This window comes from Duganella sp. P38 (genome assembly GCF_050859475.1).
GTDB lineage: Bacteria > Pseudomonadota > Gammaproteobacteria > Burkholderiales > Burkholderiaceae_D > Rugamonas.
This window is the reverse complement of record NZ_CP193936.1, coordinates 1,881,946-1,899,519: the sequence shown is the minus strand read 5'-3', so window position 1 is coordinate 1,899,519 and position 17,574 is coordinate 1,881,946. Positions and strand designations below refer to the sequence as shown.

The window sequence follows — 17,574 nt, the reverse complement described above, 5'->3', positions numbered from 1 at the left end:
TTGCAAAGCGACAACAATACCCAACGGGAATAGCGTCTTTTTAAATTGCTGTCGGGTATTAGATTGCGAGATGTTGTACAATTGTGTATATATTATATAACTTGTTATCCTGAAATCCGTGTCCGTGTGCGAATACTCCTGGTAAGGATTGGACATTGACGGCAGCAAAGCCCCGAGTGTTGTACTTTGCAGGACAACTTTACAGAAGGAAAAGACGACATGACAAACCAAGTCGGCATAGACATGAACAACGATGCGGATGGCGATGATCTGCTGCAATACAATCCCAACCGCCTGCTCGATACCCTGATCGAGAACCTGCGCCTGAAAAACGACGCAGCCCTGTCGCGCGCGCTGGAAGTGGCGCCGCCGGTGATCTCGAAAATCCGTCACCACCGCCTGCCGGTCGGCGCTTCGCTGCTGATCCGCATGCACGAGGTGTCGGACCTGAGCATCCGCGACCTGCGTTACCTGATGGGCGACCGCCGCAACAAGTTCCGCATCAGCGACAAGCAGTTCAAGCCAAAAGAAGGTGAAACCCCGAACGGCGGCAACACCAATAACAACCAGAGCTGATCGGCCCGGTTGACCCGCAGCGCCCTCCTCCCCGACCAGGGGACGAGGGCGTTTTGCTTGTTATGCGGCGCCGTTACGCGGGAAACACGCCGGTCGACAGGTAGCGGTCGCCGCGGTCGCAGACGATGAACACGATGGTCGCGTTCTCCACCGTCTGCGAGATGCGCAGCGCGATTTCGCAGGCGCCGGCGGCCGAGATGCCGCAGAAAATCCCCTCTTCGGCGGCCATGCGGCGCGCCATGCGCTCGGCGGCGGCCTGCGACACCGACTCCACGCGGTCGACGCGCGCGCGGTCGTAAATCTTCGGCAGGTAGGCCTCCGGCCATTTGCGGATGCCGGGAATCGACGAGCCCTCCTCCGGCTCGGCGCCGATGATCTGGATCGCCGGGTTCTGCTCCTTCAGGTAGCGCGAGGTGCCCATGATGGTGCCGGTGGTGCCCATGGCGCTGACGAAGTGGGTGACGCGGCCGTCGGTGTCGCGCCAGATTTCCGGCCCGGTCGACTCGTAGTGCGCGCGGGCATTGTCCTGGTTGCCGAACTGGTCGAGGATGATGCCCTTGCCGTCCTTCTGCAACTGCTCGGCCATGTCGCGCGCGTATTCCATGCCGCCAGTCTTCGGCGTCAGCATGATCTGCGCGCCGTAGGCGGCCATGCTCTGGCGCCGCTCCACACTCAGGTTTTCCGGCATCAGCAGCAGCATCTTGTAGCCGCGGATGGCGGCCGCCATCGCCAGCGCGATGCCGGTGTTGCCGCTGGTGGCTTCGATCAGCGTGTCGCCGGGCTTGATGTCGCCGCGCTCCTCGGCGCGCTGCAGCATCGACATGGCCGCGCGGTCCTTGACCGAACCGGCCGGATTGTTGCCTTCCAGCTTGCCGAGAATGATGTTGTTGCGGGCCGCCGCGTCGGCGCCGGGCAGGCGCGTCAGCTGGACCAGCGGCGTATTGCCGATCGTATCTTGCAAAGTCTTGTAAGCCATCGTGTTCTTGTTGGAGTTCGCCAAAACAGCCATTTTAGCCGAGTTGCGGCAAACGGCCCACAGACCCCGCCGCTTGCGCTAGACTGCAACACTCGTGCAACCAGCTTCATATCCGGAATCGCCATGGCCACCGCTCCCGCAGAACTGCTCCCCGAAGAAACCCCGGACGACCCGGCGCCATCGTCCGCGCTCAACCTGGAACAGCGCAGCCACCAGATCTTCCCGACGCTGAGCGCCACCGACATCCGCCACATGCAGCGCTTCGGCCATGTGGTGTGCTTCAAGAATGGCGAGCGCATCTTCGAAGCCGGCAAGACCAGCTTCGGCCTGATGCTGGTGCTCAAGGGCGGCATCGAGGTCAGCCGCTATGACGGCCTGGGCAACACCTCGTACGTGACCACCCACCTGCCCGGCCAGTTCAGCGGCGAGGTGGCGCAGCTGTCGGGCCGGCCGGCGCTGGGCAACGGCCACGCGGCCGGCGATGTCGAGGTGCTGGTGGTGCCGTCGGAATCGCTGCGCCAGCTGCTGGTGGCGCACGCCGACCTTGGCGAGCGCATCGTGCGCGCGCTGATCCTGCGCCGCGTCGGCCTGATCGAGCAGGCCTCGGGCGGACCGGTGATCGTCGGCCCGCGCGGCCATGGCCGCATCCATGCTTTGCAGACCTTCCTGCAGGCCAACGGCCATCCGCACGTTGTGCTCGATCCCGAGCACGACCAGCAGGCGGCCGACCTGCTGGCCCACTACCAGCCGCAGCCCGAAGAGCTGCCGCTGGTGGTGTGCCCGGACGGCGCCGTGTGGAAGAACCCGAGCGTGGTCGACATCGGCCGCTGCCTCGGCATGCTGCCGCCGCTCGACAGCGACAAGGTGTGGGACGTGATCGTGGTCGGCGCCGGGCCGGCCGGGCTGGCGACGGCGGTGTATGCGGCCTCCGAGGGCCTGTCGGTGCTGGCGCTGGAAACCCGCGCCTACGGCGGCCAGGCCGGCGCCAGCGCGCGCATCGAAAACTATCTCGGCTTCCCGACCGGCGTGTCGGGCCGCGCGCTGGCCGGGCGCGCGTATGTGCAGGCGCAGAAGTTCGGCGTCGAGATCGCCATCCCGGCGCCGGCCGGGCGGCTGATCTGCGACACCTATCCGCTGCAAGTGGAAATGTGCGGCAGCCTGCAACGCCTGCAGGCCAGGACCGTGGTGCTGTCGTGCGGCGCGCGCTACCGCCGGCCGTCGCTGGCCAATCTGAAGCAGTTCGAGGGCAAGGGCGTGTACTACTGGGCGTCGCCGGTCGAGGCCAAACTGTGCAAGACCGAGGAAATCATTCTGGTTGGCGGCGGCAACTCGGCCGGCCAGGCGGCGGTGTTTTTGTCGGGCTATGCGCGCAAGGTGCACATGCTGATCCGCAAGGACAGCCTGTCGTCCACCATGTCCAGCTACCTGATCGAGCGCATCGAGGCGACGCCGAATATCGAACTGCACACCTGCTCGGAGATCGTCGCGCTGGAAGGCGACGAGGACGGCCTGAAACAGGTGCGCGTCCGCGACGCCCGCGCCGACGCGGAGCGCGATTACGATGTGTGCCGCGTGTTCCTGTTCATCGGCGCGGAACCGAACACCGGCTGGCTGAGCGACTGCGGTGTGGACGTCGACAGCAATGGCTTCATCCGCACCGGCTTCGACGTCACCAAGGCGCAGTGCAAGGCCAACTTCGCCAAAGGCGTGTATCCGCCGGACCTGCCGTCGCGCGCGGCGCTGGAAACCAGCGTGCCGGGCGTGTTCGCCATCGGCGACGTGCGCGCCGCCTCGACCAAGCGGGTCGCCGCCGCCGTTGGCGAAGGCGCGGCCGTGGTGGCGCAGATTCACCAGTTCCTGGCCAACCTGCCTGCGGACAAATCAAGTTAAACGGTGCGGCAGAAATCCCGTGAAAGCGCCAGCAGACAGGCGATCGACGCCTGGCGCACCGCCCCTTGCACGTCGTTCAGCGCAGCCATCGCCGCGCGATGCACCTCCACGCCAGGCAGCGCCTTGAGCGCCATCGTTCTGACGGCGCCGAAAGGTGATGCCGTGCCCACGCAATAAACCGTCGGGCGCTGATCGGGCGGCAGATTCGCGGCCAGTTCGATCCTCCCGGCATCCAGAGGACACAGGTATGGGGTAGCCTGCACACGCCCCTGCAGGAAACTGTCTCTTTTGGCTTTCTCTTTTTGTCTCTTTTCTCTCTTTTGAACTCCTGCCGCAGATTGCGGTCCAAGAGACAGAAAGAGAAAAAAGAGAACGAAAAAGAAGGAGAAAAGAGAATGATTCCCGCACACCCCGTGCACATAGCACCCCCACCCATACTCCCGGAAAAGGCCGCGCCGTCTCGCCCCATCAGATGACCAGGCAAGCCATCGGCGATGGCCGCAACGCCTGGCGCGCGCTATGGGTACTGCTGCCGGGCCACAAGAACTGGGCCAACGCCGCTGTGCTGCGCGCGCAATTGCTTAAACAAGCGGCGAAAGTGCCGCCCACGCCAGCGGAGGCGATGAGCGTCGCCGCCAAAGCCATGAGCGACACGTTGAGCACCGCGCTAACGCTGGTCGCCCATGCGAACCATCAGGCGCAAAATACGCTGGAACGGCGGCTGCCGAAATATCGCCGCGCATGGGATACGCTGGAAGACGTCGATTAGCGGCCGGCGCTCATTCTGCCTGTTGCGCGCGCGCCTTGATGCGCTTTAGTTGTGCCGCCTGATAGGCGGCGAAAGCGTCGTCGAACAGCGTGCGGATCAAGGGATCGTCGACGATGTCGGCATCGGCGGGCGCGCCGGCAATGCGCATATACATGCTGGTCAGCGATTCGCCCAGGGCCAGTCCTGCATACAGCTTGGCGATCGGGATTTCGGTGCTCCAGGTGGGCGCTTCATCGCCGTCGCTCAAGGCGATGCTGTCGCCATGGATCTGGTAGCGGAACTGCTGCACGGCACCGGCATGATCGTAGACCGACAGCTGCCACACGCACGGTGTGGCGAAGTAGCTGTCTTCCGGCAGCTCCATTTCCTCGTAGCGTGCAAGCAAGCCATTGCGGCAGAAATCCAGCACCTGCGCGGTCTGCTCCGCCGTCAGCGGCGCGAAGTGGCGCGCGATATCGGCCGTGGGCGGTGGCACGCTGTCCGGCTGATAGTCGTAATCGACATCCTGCTCGCCCACCGGCAGCACCCACGGCAGCGGCGACGAGGGCGTCAACCCGGCGGCGCTCAGTTCCACCGACACGGACGGATTCAGGCGCACCACCTGCGCCGCCGGCAGCCACTCTCCCACCGCCTGCGCGAACTGGCGATAGGTGATCGGGAACAGCGCATGGTTGTACCACGACCACGGCTCCTGCCGGAACTGGCAGGAACTCGGCACCACATAGCGCGGCGCCAGCGCCTGCAACTGCTCCGGCCACTCTTCCGGCAACGCCACCGGCCCGCGCTCGGCGCGCGACGGCGCGATCACATCGACCTCGCGCATGGTCTGGAATGGCCACAGCACCATATCCCACGGCGCGTCAGGCTTGAGCTGCTCCAGCGTTTCCGGGTCCATCCACGAATCGACCACGTTCAGCACATTCAGTCCCTCGGCGCGGATATGGAACATCGAATCGACATCCGCCTCCAGCGCGCGGCGCGCGATCACCTCAAAGCCGCCCACCCGCACCGGCACGTCCAGCGCCAGCGGTTGCACGTTGCCAAAGCCCAGTTCACGTATCATCGCGAACAATTGATCGAACAGGCAATACAAGTAGATTGGCGTAGCGCGGTCCAGCAGATCGAGGCTCTCCAGCGAGCAGTGATCGTCATGAAAGTGCGAGATGAACACCGCGTCCGGCCGCAGCGCGCGCACCTGGTGCAAATCGAAGCGCACGTCCGGAAACGCGTGGCAATTCCTGCTGAACGGATTTTCAAACACCGGGTCAAACAGGATCTGCGTGCCGTCGCTTTCAAAAGCGTAGCCGGCGTGGAGGATGCGGGAGATTTTCATAGACTGCATCATCGCATGCGTGACGCGGCTTGCGCCAGTTCAAACGCTCGGCATCGGGAATTAGCTTGGCTGGCTGCCAAAGCTGCGTGTAGCGCATCAAATATGCGTCAGAAGAAAAAGCCCCACGCGGCGGTTGCCGGCGGGGCTTTCAGCAGGCGCTTATTTGGCGGACTTGGCGGGCGCGCCGTCCTTGGACTTGCCGTTCACTTGCAGGCCGGCCTCGGACAGCCGCGCGGCGTTCTTGGCGCCAATGCCTTTGACGCGCGCCTCAAAATCGGCCCAGTCCTTGAACTCGCCCTTCTTGCGTTCTTCGAGGATGGCCTTGGTCTTGGCCGGGCCCAGGCCGCGGATGGTATCCAGCGCGGCCTCGTCAGCCTTGTTGACGTCGACCTGCGCCCAGGCAAAGGTCATGGTGGCCGCCAGCGTGGCCACAGCCAGCAGTAGTTTCTTGAACATAATGCATCTCCGTTAAGGTGAAGCAAGGGCGACCATTCGCGCCTTGCATCGATCTAAACGGAGCCCAGCCGTGGCGCGGTTGACGCCGCACCACTGACGCACATCAAGACGCGAACAGCTCCGCGTGGGTCACGGTGGCCGTGCCCAGCTTGCCGACGACGATGCCGCCGGCGCGGTTGGCGGTTTCCACCGCCTCTTGCCAGCCGGCGCCCGCGCCCAGCATGCAGGCCAGCGTGGCGATCACCGTGTCGCCGGCACCGGAGACGTCGAACACCTCGCGCGCCTGCGCCGGCATGTGGAACTGCGCGCCGTCGGTGTACAGCGTCATGCCCTCTTCCGAGCGGGTCAGCAGCAGCGCGTCGAGTTTCAGCTCGGCGCGCAAGGCCTGCGCCTTGGCGGTCAGCTGCTCCTCGCTGCTCCACGAGCCGGCGATCAGCTTGAACTCCGATTTATTGGGCGTCAGCACGGTGGCGCCGGCGTAGCGGCTGAAGTCGTCGCCTTTCGGGTCGACCAGCACCACTTTGCCGGCCGCGCGCGCGGCGGCGATCATGTCGGCCACCGCCACCAGGCTGCCCTTGGCGTAGTCCGACAGCACCACCACGTCAACGTCGGCCAGCAGCGCCTTGAACTGTTCCAGCTTGTCGCGCAGCACGGTGTCGGTCGGCGCTTCCTCGAAGTCGATGCGCACCATCTGCTGCTGGCGGCCGATCACGCGCAGCTTGATGATGGTGGAGATGGCGTCGTCGCGTTTCAGGTAGCTGCGGATGCCGCCGCCTTCGAGCAGCTGCTGCACCTCGTCGCCGGCCTCGTCGTTGCCGACGATGCCCAACAGGCCGGCCTGCGCGCCCAGCGCGGCGGCGTTGCGCGCGACGTTGGCGGCGCCGCCGAGGCGCGCCTCGCGCTTCTCGATGCGCACCACCGGCACCGGCGCCTCGGGCGAAATGCGGCTGACGTCGCCGAACCAATAGCGGTCCAGCATGACGTCGCCCACCACCAGTATGCGTACTTTGTCCAGATTCGTCGTCACTATATGCCTCGTTAATTGCGGGTCAGGATGGAACGGCCGATGCCGTGGTATTCAAAGCCGGCCTCTTCCATGGCCTCCGGCTCGAACAGGTTACGGCCGTCGAAGATGACGGCGTGCTTGAGCGCCGCCTTGATCTGCTCGAAGTCCGGGCTGCGGAAGGCCTTCCATTCGGTGACGATGACCAGCGCGGCGGCGCCGTCCAGCGCGTCCATCGGGCTGGCGGCAAAGCGCACGCGCGCCAGCTCGGCGGCGCTGAGGTCGAGCGCCAGCACGCGCCTGGCCTCGTCCATGGCGACCGGATCGTACACCGCCACCGTGGCGCCAGCGTCGAGCAACTGGCGCACCAGTACCCGCGCCGGCGCTTCGCGCATGTCGTCGGTATTGGGCTTGAAGGCTAGGCCCCACAGCGCGAAGTGCTGGCCGCCAAGGTCGGCGCCGAAGCGCGCCAGCACCTTGCCGCCCAACACCTGCTTCTGGCGCTCGTTGACCGCCTCCACCGCGCGCAGGATCAGCAGATCCTGGTCGTACTGGCGCGCGGTGCGTTCCAGCGCCTGCACGTCTTTGGGGAAGCACGAGCCGCCGTAGCCGGCGCCGGCGTACAGGAAGCTGTGGCCGATGCGCGGGTCCGAGCCGATGCCGTGGCGCACCGCCTCGATGTCGACGCCGACGCGGTCGGCCAGGTTGGCCAGCTCGTTCATGAACGAGATGCGCGTGGCCAGCATCGAATTGGCGGCGTACTTGGTGAACTCGGCCGAGCGCACGTCCATCCAGTAGGTGCGCTCGTGGTTGCGGTTGAACGGCGCGTACAGCTTCTTCATCAGCGCCGCCGCCTGCTCGCCGGCGGCGGTCTTGTCGTGGCCGATGACGATGCGGTCCGGGCGCATGAAGTCCTCGACCGCCGCGCCTTCCTTCAGGAATTCCGGGTTGGACACCACCGAGAAGCTGGCGTCGGCGCCGCGCGCGCTCAGCTCTTGCTGCAGCACCGCCTTGACGCGGTCGCCGGTGCCGACCGGCACGGTGGACTTGTCGACGACGACCTTGAAGCCGGTCATGTGCTTGCCGATGTTGCGCGCGGCCGCCAGCACGTATTGCAGGTCGGCCGAACCGTCCTCGTCCGGCGGCGTGCCGACCGCGATGAACTGCACCTCGCCGTGCGCCACCGAGGCGGCGACGTCGGTCGAGAACTGGAGGCGGCCGGCGGCGCGGTTGCGCGCGACCACTTCTTCCAGGCCCGGTTCGTGGATCGGGATGCCGCCGCTGTTAAGCAGGTCGATCTTGCGCTGGTCGACGTCGAGGCAGAACACATCGTTGCCGAGTTCGGCCAGGCAAGCGCCGGTGACCAGGCCGACGTAGCCGGTGCCGATAATGGTGATTTTCATGGTGGGCAATCTTTCCGGCGTCGTTCCCGCGCAGGCGGGAACCCATACTCAGCATGGATTCCCGCCTGCGCGGGAACGACGCGCTGTATCAATTCATAACATTCAATTCTTCAGTGCGGCGCGGCGGATAAGTTTCCCAACGGCTGCAACCGGGGCACTGCCAATAGAACTGGCGCGACTTAAAGCCGCAATGGCTGCACTGATAGCGCGCCAGCTTCTGCGTATACCCATGCACCAGATTCTTCACCATCGACAGCTCGGTCACCAGATTAGGCGGCGCATCGACCAGCCGCGCCTCCAGCAGCTTGTCCAGTCCCAGCAAGGTCGGCGTGCGGCGCAATTCGTTCGACACCAGCTGCTTGGCGGCGTCGACGCCGTCGAGCTCCAGCACCGCCTTGTACACCACCTCGATCAGATCGATCGACGACGCCTGCTCCAGGTAAGACTTGAGCAGGTTCAAGCCCTCCTGCGGGCGGCCGACCTTGCGGTAGCCGTCCATCAGCCGCTGCGCCACCAGCGCCACGTGCGGCACGCTGATCTGCTCAACGCGGCGCCAGGTCAGCAGTGCCGCCTCGACATCGCCCTGTGCCAGCTGGGCGTCGCCGGTCAGCATGGTCGCGCGCACGTTAACGCGGTCGGCCTGCAACGATTTATCGAGCAGCTCCAGCGCCTGGTCCGGGTGCAGGTGCACCAGCGCGTCCTGCGCCAGCTCGCAGTAGAACTGGGCGATCTGCTTCTGGCGCGAGCCGGCGCCCGACTCCTGCAGGCCGATGGCCGCCTCGATCGCGCGCGGCCACTCCTTCTCGCGCTGGAAAATCTCCAGCAGCGCGCGGCGCGCCTGCACCGAGTAGGAACCGTTGATGAGGGCATTGAAGGTTTCCTCGGCGCGGTCGAGCAGGCCGGCCTTCAGGTAATCCATGCCCAGCTCATACTTGGCGTGGTCCTTCTGGTCCTGCGGCAAGTCCGGCCGCGCCAGCAGGTTCTGGTGGACCCGGATGGCGCGCTCGGTCTCGCCGCGGCGGCGGAACAGATTGCCCAGTGCGAAGTGCATATCGGCCGATTCCGGGTCGAGCCGGACGATTTCGATAAAGGCGTCGACCGCCTTGTCCTGCTGGTCGTTGAGCAGGAAATTCAGGCCCTTGTAATAGCCGCGCGGCAGCGTGCGCGACTCCGACACCACGGCGCGCATATCGACGCGCGCGGCCAGCCATCCCAGGCCGAACAGGACCGGGATGCCGAGTAACCACCAGAGTTCAAATTCCATGTGTGCTGATTATTGTTGGGTATTGACGCTGTCCGGCTGCGGCTGGCGGGTGGCCTGCTGCGCCGCGGTTTGCAGCGTATGAATGGTTGTCTTGTGCTTGTTGGCTTCGCGGCGGTGACGGAACACGGTCGGCGTCAGCGCCAGCACGCCAAGCACGGCGCCGGCGACAAAAAAGCCGAGCAGCATCAGCACCAGCGGGCCGCGCAGCTCGTAATGCAGGAACAACTGCAGGTCGACCTCCTGCGAATTCTTCAGCGCGAAGCCGAAGAACAAGACAAAAATGATGAAGCCTACGATGGGGGAGATGAATTTCATCAGCCAGAATCCTGTGGAATGCCAAGAGCGCCAGTATCGCACTAGACGCGCCACCCCGCAATGCGACCGGCGCCCCGCCGCCATTCCCGCGCAGGCGGGAATCCATAGAACGTTTGCGAATCACGCTCAGCATGGATTCCCGCCTGCGCGGGAATGACGTGAAAAAAAGCGGCACCCCGAAGGACGCCGCTTTTGCTTAACCATGGAATGCTTCAGTCCTCGATAATCGGTTGCCCGACCATCGCGTCAACCCGCTCGCGCAATTGCTTGCCCGGCTTGAAGTGCGGCACCCGTTTTTCCGGCACCATCACCTTGTCGCCCGACTTCGGATTGCGTCCGATGCGCGGTGGCCGGCTGTTGAGGGCAAAGCTGCCAAAACCGCGGATCTCGATGCGCTGACCGGTCGCCAGGGCGTTGGTCATCGCATCGAGAATGGTCTTGACGGCATATTCCGCATCTTTGGCCACCAGCTGAGAGTAACGCTCAGCCAGGCGGTTAATCAGTTCGGACTTAGTCATCGACTAGTTCTTAGTTCTTGTTGTCCAGCTTGGCTTTCAGCAGAGCGCCCAGGCTGGTGGTGCCCGAAGCGGCGCTGCTGTCGGCGGCGATGTTTTTCATCGCTTCAGCGGTGTCGGCCGAATCCTTGGCCTTGATCGACAGCTGGATCGAACGTGCTTTACGGTCGATGTTGATCACCAGAGCCTCGACGGAATCGCCGACTTTCAGGTGGGTGCCAGCATCTTCCACGCGGTCACGCGAGATTTCCGAAGCGCGCAGGTAGCCTTCAACTTCTTCCGACAGCTGGATCACGGCGCCTTTAGGCTCCACCGATTTCACGGTGCCGGTGACCAGCGAACCTTTGTCGTTCATCGCTGCGAAGTTGTTGAATGGATCGCCTTCCAGTTGCTTGACGCCCAGCGAAACGCGCTCGCGCTCAACGTCGATGGCCAGAACGATGGCTTCCAGCTCGTCACCTTTCTTGAACTTGCGCACGGCTTCTTCGCCGGACTCGGTCCACGACAGGTCGGACAGGTGCACCAGGCCGTCGATGTTGCCAGCCAGGCCGATGAACACGCCGAAGTCGGTGATCGATTTGATCGCGCCTTTGACTTTGTCACCTTTCTTATGGGTCACGCCGAAGTCGTCCCATGGGTTGGCTTTGCACTGTTTCATGCCCAGCGAGATACGGCGACGCTCTTCGTCGATCTCCAGTACCATCACTTCAACTTCGTCGCCCAGCTGGACAACTTTGTTAGGCGCGACGTTCTTGTTGGTCCAGTCCATTTCCGACACGTGCACCAGGCCTTCGATGCCTTGCTCGACTTCAACGAACGCACCGTAGTCGGTCAGGTTGGTGACTTTACCGAACAGGCGGGTGCCTTGTGGGTAACGACGCGACAGACCGGTCCATGGGTCATCGCCCAGTTGCTTCACGCCCAGCGAAACACGGTTCTTCTCTTGATCGTATTTCAGGACCTTGGCGGTGATCTCTTGACCAACGGTCAGCACTTCCGATGGGTGACGCACACGACGCCATGCCAGGTCGGTGATGTGCAGCAGGCCGTCGATGCCGCCCAGATCCACGAACGCGCCGTAGTCGGTGATGTTTTTCACAACGCCGGTCACCACGGTGCCTTCTTTCAGCGTTTCCATCAGTTTCTGACGCTCTTCGCCCATCGAAGCTTCGATCACGGCGCGGCGCGACAGAACCACGTTGTTACGCTTGCGGTCCAGTTTGATAACTTTGAATTCGAGGGTTTTGCCTTCGAACGGGGTGGTGTCCTTGACTGGACGGGTGTCCACCAGCGAACCTGGCAGGAAGGCACGGATGCCGTTGGTCAGCACGGTCAGGCCGCCCTTGACTTTGCCGTTCACGGTGCCGACGACGATCTCGCCCGACTCCATGGCTTTTTCCAGTGCCAGCCACGACGCCAGACGCTTGGCTTTGTCGCGCGACAGGATGGTATCGCCGAAACCATTTTCCAGCGATTCGATGGCCACGGAAACGAAGTCGCCTACTTTGACTTCCAGTTCGCCTTGGTCATTTTTGAATTCTTCAACAGGGATGAAAGCTTCCGATTTCAGGCCTGCGTTGACGATCACGAAGTTGTGATCCAGACGAACGACTTCAGCCGAAATTACTTCGCCCGAGCGCATATCTTGACGCGACAGGGATTCTTCGAAGAGGGCTGCAAAACTTTCCATAATAAACTTCCAGGTCAGCCAGTAAGGCTCGCACAATGCGACTTCAACTGGGTTAGGTTAATAAAAGGTACTACTTGGTGATGCCGGCGTACCATTGCAAGACCTGGTCGACCGCTTCGTCAGCCGTCATTTCCGAGGTATCGAGCACGTGCGCGCCTTCTGGCGGGACCAGCGGCGCGATGGTCCGTTTCGTATCACGGTCATCGCGGGCCTGCAAATCCATCAGGAGGTCTTCCATATTAGCAGAAATTCCCTTGTCTATCAATTGCTTATAACGGCGCCCCGCGCGCGCGGCCACGGAGGCGGTCAAAAACACCTTGAGCGGGGCGTGCGGGAAGATCACCGAGCCCATGTCGCGGCCGTCGGCCACCAGGCCGGGCGCCTTGCGGAAGCTCAGTTGCAGCCCGGTCAGCGCGTGGCGCACCGCCGGGAAGGTGGCGATCTTCGAGGCGGTGTTGCCGACCTCCTCGGCGCGGATGGCGTCGGTGACGTTTTCATGCGACAGAATGATGTCGCCGCCCTGGAAACTGCAATGCAGGTGCTCGGCCAGCTTGGCCAGCGCGTGCTCGTCGGCCAGGTCGGTCTGGCGGCGCAGCGCCGACAAGGCGGTCAAACGGTACAGCGCGCCCGAATCCAGGTAATGGAAGCCGAGCTTATCGGCAACGCGGTGGGCGACCGTGCCCTTGCCGGATGCGGTCGGGCCGTCGATGGTGATGACTGGAATCTGGGAAGTTGGCATATCAGTTACTTTGCAATTTTCGCAAACGCGGTGAAATAGTCGGGGAAGGTCTTGTTCACGCATTTCGGATCGTTGATGCGGGTCGGCGCGCCCTTGCGCAGCGCGCCGTCCAGCGCCACCAGCGAGAAGCACATCGCCATGCGGTGATCGTCGTAGGTATCGATGGTAGCAGCTGCGATGGCGGCCGGCGGCGTGACTTTGATATAGTCCGGCCCCTCCTCCACCGTGGCGCCGACCTTGCGCAGCTCGGTTGCCATGGCGGCGATGCGGTCGGTCTCCTTGACGCGCCAGCTGGCGATGTTGCGCAGCGTCGACGGGCCGTCGGCGTACAGCGCGGCCACGGCGATGGTCATGGCGGCGTCGGGGATGTGGTTGAAGTCGGCGTCGATGGCCTTCAGCGGGCCGTTGGCGCGCGCCTCGATCCAGTTGTCGCCCATGGTGATCTGCGCGCCCATCTGCTCCAGCGCGGCGGCAAAGCGCACATCGCCCTGGATGCTGTTGTTGCCGACGCCCTCCACCCGCACCGGGCCGCCGCCGATGGCGCCGGCCGCCAGGAAGTACGAGGCCGACGAGGCGTCGCCCTCGACGTGAATGGTGCCCGGCGACTGGTAGACCTGGCCCGGCTGGACGGTGAACGACTCCCAGCCGTTCTGCTCGACCTTGACGCCGAAGCGGCGGATCAGGTTCAGCGTGATTTCGATATACGGCTTGGAGATCAGTTCGCCGACGACGTCGATGGTGATCGCGTGCTCCGTGGCCATCAGCGGCGCCACCATCAGCAGCGCGGTCAGGAACTGGCTCGACACGTCGCCGCGCACCGACAGGCGCTGCGTGGTGATCTTGCCCTGCTTGATGTGCAGCGGCGGGAAGCCCGGATTGCCGGTGTATTCGACGTTGGTGCCGGCGGCGTTGAGCGCGTCGACCAGATCGCCGATCGGGCGCTCGTGCATGCGCGGCACGCCGTGCAGCGTATAGTCGCCGCCGATCACGGCCAGCGCCGCGGTCAGCGGGCGGATCGCCGTGCCGGCGTTGCCCATGAACAGATCGGCGGATTTATTCGGCAGCACGCCGGCCACGCCGGTAACGTGGTGAATGGTGCCGGTAGCGGTTTTCTCCTCGGTCCACTCGACGCCGAGCGCGCGCAGCGCGGCCAGCATGACAGCGGTATCGTCCGAGGCCAGCAGGTCGACGATGGCGACTTTGCCCTGCGACAGCGCCGCCAGCAGCAGGATGCGGTTGGAGATGGACTTGGAGCCGGGCAAACGCACCGCACCCTCAACGTGAGCGACCGTTTGCAGGTCAAGATATTCGTGATTCATACAATTCCTTTAGCGCCCCGCCGTCGTTCCCGCGAAGGCGGGAACCCATGCTGAGCGCGCGTTCCATGGACTCCCGCCTGCGCGGAAGTGACGGGGCGGTTATTCTGCTTTATCGGGCGACGGCGGCGCTTCAGCTGCCTCGATCGCGCTAATCCACTGGTGCCGCGCATGCTGCGCATTGCTATACACGCGCTCCAGCGCCGCACCATCGCCGGTCGCCAGCTGCGCGCGCAGCAGCGCCAATTGCGCCATATACGCATCCAGCTCGGTCAACAACGCCGGCTGATTAGCCAGACTGATATCGCGCCACATCTCCGGCGACGACCCGGCGATGCGGGTGAAATCGCGGAAGCCGCTGGCCGCATACTGGAACAGCAGATCGGCATGCGGCTTGCGCGCAATATCGTCGACCAGCGCATAAGCCAGCAAATGCGGCAGATGGCTAACGGCGGCGAACACCTTATCGTGTTCCTCCGGCGTCAGGCGGTGAATGATAGCGCCGCAGGCGCGCCAGGCGGCGGCCACGCGTTCGATATCGGCCTCACTGTTTTCTGCCAGCGCGGTCAGCACGGTTTTCTTGCCGATGTAGAGATGATCGATGGCGGCGTCCGGGCCGTTGGTTTCGCGGCCGGCGATCGGATGGCCGGGCACGAATTGCGCGACCTTGGCGCCCAGCGCGCGGCGCGCGGCAGCCACCACATCGGACTTGGTGCTGCCGGCGTCGGTGACGATAGTGCCGGCTTGCAGGTGCGGCGCGATCGCGGCCAGAATCGCCTCGGTCTGCGCCACCGGCGCCGCCAGCAACACCAGGTCAGCGCCCGCCAGCGCGTCAGCCAGCGACAGCGGCGCGGCGGCAGACGCCGGGCCGCCTGCGGCCAAGCCTGGCGCAACGGCTGGTGCCGTGCTGGCCGCGTTGGCCGCGTTGGCGGCGGCGGAAGCTGGTACTGCGGCGGAGCCGCTGACGCCAACGGCGTCAATAATGCCCAGCTCCAGCGCCCGCGCCATGGCGGCGGCGGCGCGGCCGACGCCGACGATTTCGCGCGCCGCGCCGGCCTTCTTCAGCGCCCGCGCAAACGAGCCGCCGATCAAGCCTACGCCGAAGATTACGACTTTGTTCAGCATTTATTCCGCCAATGCATTGGTCAGCGCTTCGATGAAAGCCTCGTTCTCTTCCGGCAGGCCGATCGAAATACGCAGCCACTCCGGCAGCCCATAGCCGCCGACCGGACGCACAATCACGCCCTGCTTGAGCAGCGCCAGATTCACGCGCGCGCCGGCATCGGCATCGTCGCCCACCTTGACCAGCACGAAGTTGCCATACGACGGCACATACTCCAGCCCCAGCTTGTCGAACGCCGTCACCAGTTGCTGATAGCCGGCCGTGTTGTTCTCCGCGCTGCGCTGCAGGAACGCCTTGTCGTTCAAGGCCGCGATCGCCGCCGCCTGCGCCAGCGAATTGACGTTGAACGGCTGGCGGATACGGTTCATCAGATCCGTCAGCGCCGGCTGCGCAATCGCAAAGCCAACGCGCAAACCCGCCAGGCCGTAGGCCTTCGAGAAAGTACGCGACACCAGCAGATTCGGATACTTCTTCACCCACGCCGCCGACTCGAACTGATTCTCGGCCGCCAGGAACTCGTTATACGCCTCGTCCAGCACCACCACCACATGCGCCGGCACCTTGGCCAGGAAAGCCTCGATCTCGGCGGCCGGGATGAAGGTGCCGGTCGGGTTGTTCGGATTGGCGATGAACACCAGGCGCGTATCGTCGCGGATCGCCGCCAGCATCGCCGCCAGGTCATGGCCGTGGGCCTTGGCCGGCACCACAATGTGCTGCGCGCCGACGCCCTGCGTCGCCAGCGCGTACACCGCGAACGAATACTGCGAATACACCACCGACTGGCCGCGCTCCACAAACGCATGGGCGGCGATTTCCAGAATATCGTTGGAGCCGTTGCCCAGCGTGAGCCATTCGGCCGGCACGTCGTAGCGCTTCGACAGCGCGCCTTTCAGGTCAAAGCCATTGGCGTCCGGATAGCGCCCCAGTTCGGCCACGGCGGCGGCCATGGCCTGCCGGGCCGATTCCGGCACGCCGAACGGATTCTCGTTCGACGCCAGCTTGACGATGCCGGCTTCCTCCAGGCCAAACTCGCGCGCCACCTCGGCGATCGGTTTGCCGGCCTGGTAAGGGGCGATGGCGCGGACGTATTCAGGACCGTAGTTCTTGCTCATAGTGTCTCTCTCAGTTCAGGTCAGGCTCACCGGGTAGGAACCCAGCACCTTGAAGAAGGCGGCGTTGCCTTGCAGTTCGGCCAGCGCCCTGGCCACCGATTCGTCCTGCGCGTGGCCCTGCACGTCGACGTAGAAATAATACTCCCAGGTGCCGGTGCGGGCCGGGCGCGACTCGAAGCGCGTCATCGACACGCCATGCTGCGCCAGCGATCCAAGCAGGCGATAAATCGAACCCGCCTTGTGCGGCGCCGCCAGCGCCAGCGAGGTGCGGTCCTCGCCCGACGGGCCGGCCTGCAGGGAGCCGATCACCGCAAAGCGCGTGCGGTTGTGCGGGTCGTCCTGGATGTTGGCCTTGACCGTGCCCAGGCTGTAACGCACGCCGGCGCGCTCGCCGGCGATGGCCGCCAGCGTGTGGTTGTCGCGCGCCATGCGCGCCGCCTCGGCGTTGGAGGAAACGGCGATGCGCTCCAGGTCCGGGTAGTTGTTGTTGAGCCAGATCTGGCACTGCGCCAGCGCCTGCGCGTGGGCGCAGATGGCGGTCACGCCGTCCATATTGCCGCTGCCGGTCAGCAGGCTGTGACGCACGGCGATCGACACCTCGCCGCTGATGGTCAGCGGCGTATGCAGCAGCAGGTCCAGCGTGCGGCCGATGGCGCCCTCGGTCGAATTCTCGACCGGCACCACGCCGAATTCCGCCGTCCCCGCCTCGGTGGCGCGGAACACCTCATCGATCGAGGCGCACGACAGCACATCGACCGCCGTGCCGAATTGTTCGTACACCGCCTGCTCGCTGTAGGTGCCGGCCGGGCCGAGGAAGGCCACGGTGACGCGCTTTTCCAGCGAGCGGCAGGCGGACATGATCTCGCGCCAGATGGTTTGCAGCTCGGCGTTGCCCATCGGGCCCGGATTGCGCTCGGCCACGCCGCGCAGCACCTGCGCCTCGCGCTCCGGGCGGAACACCGGCGCGCCGGTTTCGGCCTTCACATGGCCGACTTCCTGCGCCACGCGCGCGCGCTGGTTCAGCAGGTCGAGGATTTGCGCGTCGATCGAATCGATCTTTTCGCGCAAGGGTTTGAGTTTGTCGTTCATAGGGG

At 64.5% G+C, this 17,574-nt stretch carries 18 protein-coding genes; 3 read left to right on the top strand and 15 right to left on the bottom strand.

Going from position 1 to position 17,574, the window contains the following annotated elements:
• Positions 1-219 precede the first annotated feature (219 nt).
• Positions 220-576: a hypothetical protein gene (locus tag ACRQ5J_RS08680; protein ID WP_432382625.1), complete on the top strand. Its 357-nt coding sequence runs from the start codon at positions 220-222 to the stop codon at positions 574-576.
• 73 nt (positions 577-649) lie between these two features.
• Here the strand turns inward: ACRQ5J_RS08680 and cysM are convergent, their stop codons facing one another.
• Positions 650-1,552: a cysteine synthase CysM gene (cysM, locus tag ACRQ5J_RS08675; protein ID WP_432382623.1), complete on the bottom strand. Its 903-nt coding sequence runs from the start codon at positions 1,550-1,552 to the stop codon at positions 650-652.
• Between the two features lie 123 nt (positions 1,553-1,675).
• On the opposite strand from cysM, the gene ACRQ5J_RS08670 reads away from it, so the two are divergent.
• Positions 1,676-3,442, top strand: a complete 1,767-nt coding sequence (locus ACRQ5J_RS08670) for an FAD-dependent oxidoreductase (RefSeq protein ID WP_432382622.1) — start codon at positions 1,676-1,678, stop codon at positions 3,440-3,442.
• Here ACRQ5J_RS08670 and ACRQ5J_RS08665 read toward each other — a convergent pair.
• Positions 3,439-3,861, bottom strand: a complete 423-nt coding sequence (locus ACRQ5J_RS08665; RefSeq protein ID WP_432382620.1) for a hypothetical protein — start codon at positions 3,859-3,861, stop codon at positions 3,439-3,441. The two genes, ACRQ5J_RS08670 and ACRQ5J_RS08665, sit on opposite strands and share 4 nt — an antisense overlap.
• 53 nt (positions 3,862-3,914) lie before the next feature.
• Between ACRQ5J_RS08665 and ACRQ5J_RS08660 the strand changes: the two genes are divergently transcribed.
• Entirely contained in the window at positions 3,915-4,211 is a 297-nt protein-coding gene (locus ACRQ5J_RS08660) for a hypothetical protein (protein ID WP_432382618.1), read from the top strand.
• A 10-nt stretch (positions 4,212-4,221) separates the two neighbouring features.
• Here ACRQ5J_RS08660 and ACRQ5J_RS08655 read toward each other — a convergent pair whose 3' ends face one another.
• The 13 genes from ACRQ5J_RS08655 to pheA all read right to left on the bottom strand — a co-directional run bounded on the left by ACRQ5J_RS08655 (position 4,222) and on the right by pheA (position 17,569).
• Positions 4,222-5,544, bottom strand: a complete 1,323-nt coding sequence (locus ACRQ5J_RS08655; RefSeq protein WP_432382616.1) for an MBL fold metallo-hydrolase — start codon at positions 5,542-5,544, stop codon at positions 4,222-4,224.
• Positions 5,545-5,703: 159 nt separating this feature from the next.
• Positions 5,704-6,000 (bottom strand): ComEA family DNA-binding protein, encoded by a 297-nt coding sequence (locus ACRQ5J_RS08650; RefSeq protein WP_432382615.1) that lies wholly within the window; start codon positions 5,998-6,000, stop codon positions 5,704-5,706.
• A gap of 103 nt (positions 6,001-6,103) precedes the next feature.
• Positions 6,104-7,027, bottom strand: a complete 924-nt coding sequence (gene rfaE1, locus ACRQ5J_RS08645) for a D-glycero-beta-D-manno-heptose-7-phosphate kinase (RefSeq protein WP_432382614.1) — start codon at positions 7,025-7,027, stop codon at positions 6,104-6,106.
• 11 nt (positions 7,028-7,038) lie between these two features.
• Positions 7,039-8,406 carry a UDP-glucose dehydrogenase family protein gene (locus ACRQ5J_RS08640; RefSeq protein WP_432382613.1) on the bottom strand — a complete coding sequence of 456 codons (1,368 nt, stop codon included), beginning with the start codon at positions 8,404-8,406 and terminating at the stop codon, positions 7,039-7,041.
• Positions 8,407-8,494: 88 nt separating this feature from the next.
• Positions 8,495-9,670 (bottom strand): lipopolysaccharide assembly protein LapB, encoded by a 1,176-nt coding sequence (gene lapB, locus ACRQ5J_RS08635; protein WP_432382612.1) that lies wholly within the window; start codon positions 9,668-9,670, stop codon positions 8,495-8,497.
• A gap of 9 nt (positions 9,671-9,679) precedes the next feature.
• Positions 9,680-9,985, bottom strand: coding sequence for a LapA family protein (locus ACRQ5J_RS08630; protein WP_432382610.1), 306 nt, complete (start codon positions 9,983-9,985; stop codon positions 9,680-9,682).
• Between the two features lie 212 nt (positions 9,986-10,197).
• Positions 10,198-10,503, bottom strand: a complete 306-nt coding sequence (locus ACRQ5J_RS08625; RefSeq protein ID WP_008446215.1) for an integration host factor subunit beta — start codon at positions 10,501-10,503, stop codon at positions 10,198-10,200.
• 10 nt (positions 10,504-10,513) lie between these two features.
• The gene (gene rpsA / locus ACRQ5J_RS08620; RefSeq protein WP_432382605.1) at positions 10,514-12,190 is read right to left on the bottom strand and encodes a 30S ribosomal protein S1; all 1,677 of its coding nucleotides are present in this window, start codon (positions 12,188-12,190) and stop codon (positions 10,514-10,516) included.
• 70 nt (positions 12,191-12,260) lie between these two features.
• Positions 12,261-12,929, bottom strand: coding sequence for a (d)CMP kinase (cmk, locus tag ACRQ5J_RS08615; RefSeq protein ID WP_432382603.1), 669 nt, complete (start codon positions 12,927-12,929; stop codon positions 12,261-12,263).
• Positions 12,930-12,934: 5 nt separating this feature from the next.
• A complete protein-coding gene (gene aroA / locus ACRQ5J_RS08610) occupies positions 12,935-14,248 on the bottom strand; it encodes a 3-phosphoshikimate 1-carboxyvinyltransferase (protein WP_432382602.1) in 1,314 nt (437 codons plus the stop codon).
• A gap of 99 nt (positions 14,249-14,347) precedes the next feature.
• The gene (locus ACRQ5J_RS08605) at positions 14,348-15,370 is read right to left on the bottom strand and encodes a prephenate dehydrogenase (RefSeq protein ID WP_432382600.1); all 1,023 of its coding nucleotides are present in this window, start codon (positions 15,368-15,370) and stop codon (positions 14,348-14,350) included.
• Positions 15,371-16,480: a histidinol-phosphate transaminase gene (gene hisC / locus ACRQ5J_RS08600; protein WP_432382598.1), complete on the bottom strand. Its 1,110-nt coding sequence runs from the start codon at positions 16,478-16,480 to the stop codon at positions 15,371-15,373.
• Positions 16,481-16,495: 15 nt separating this feature from the next.
• The gene (gene pheA / locus ACRQ5J_RS08595) at positions 16,496-17,569 is read right to left on the bottom strand and encodes a prephenate dehydratase (RefSeq protein ID WP_432382596.1); all 1,074 of its coding nucleotides are present in this window, start codon (positions 17,567-17,569) and stop codon (positions 16,496-16,498) included.
• Between the last annotated feature and the right edge of the window lie 5 nt (positions 17,570-17,574).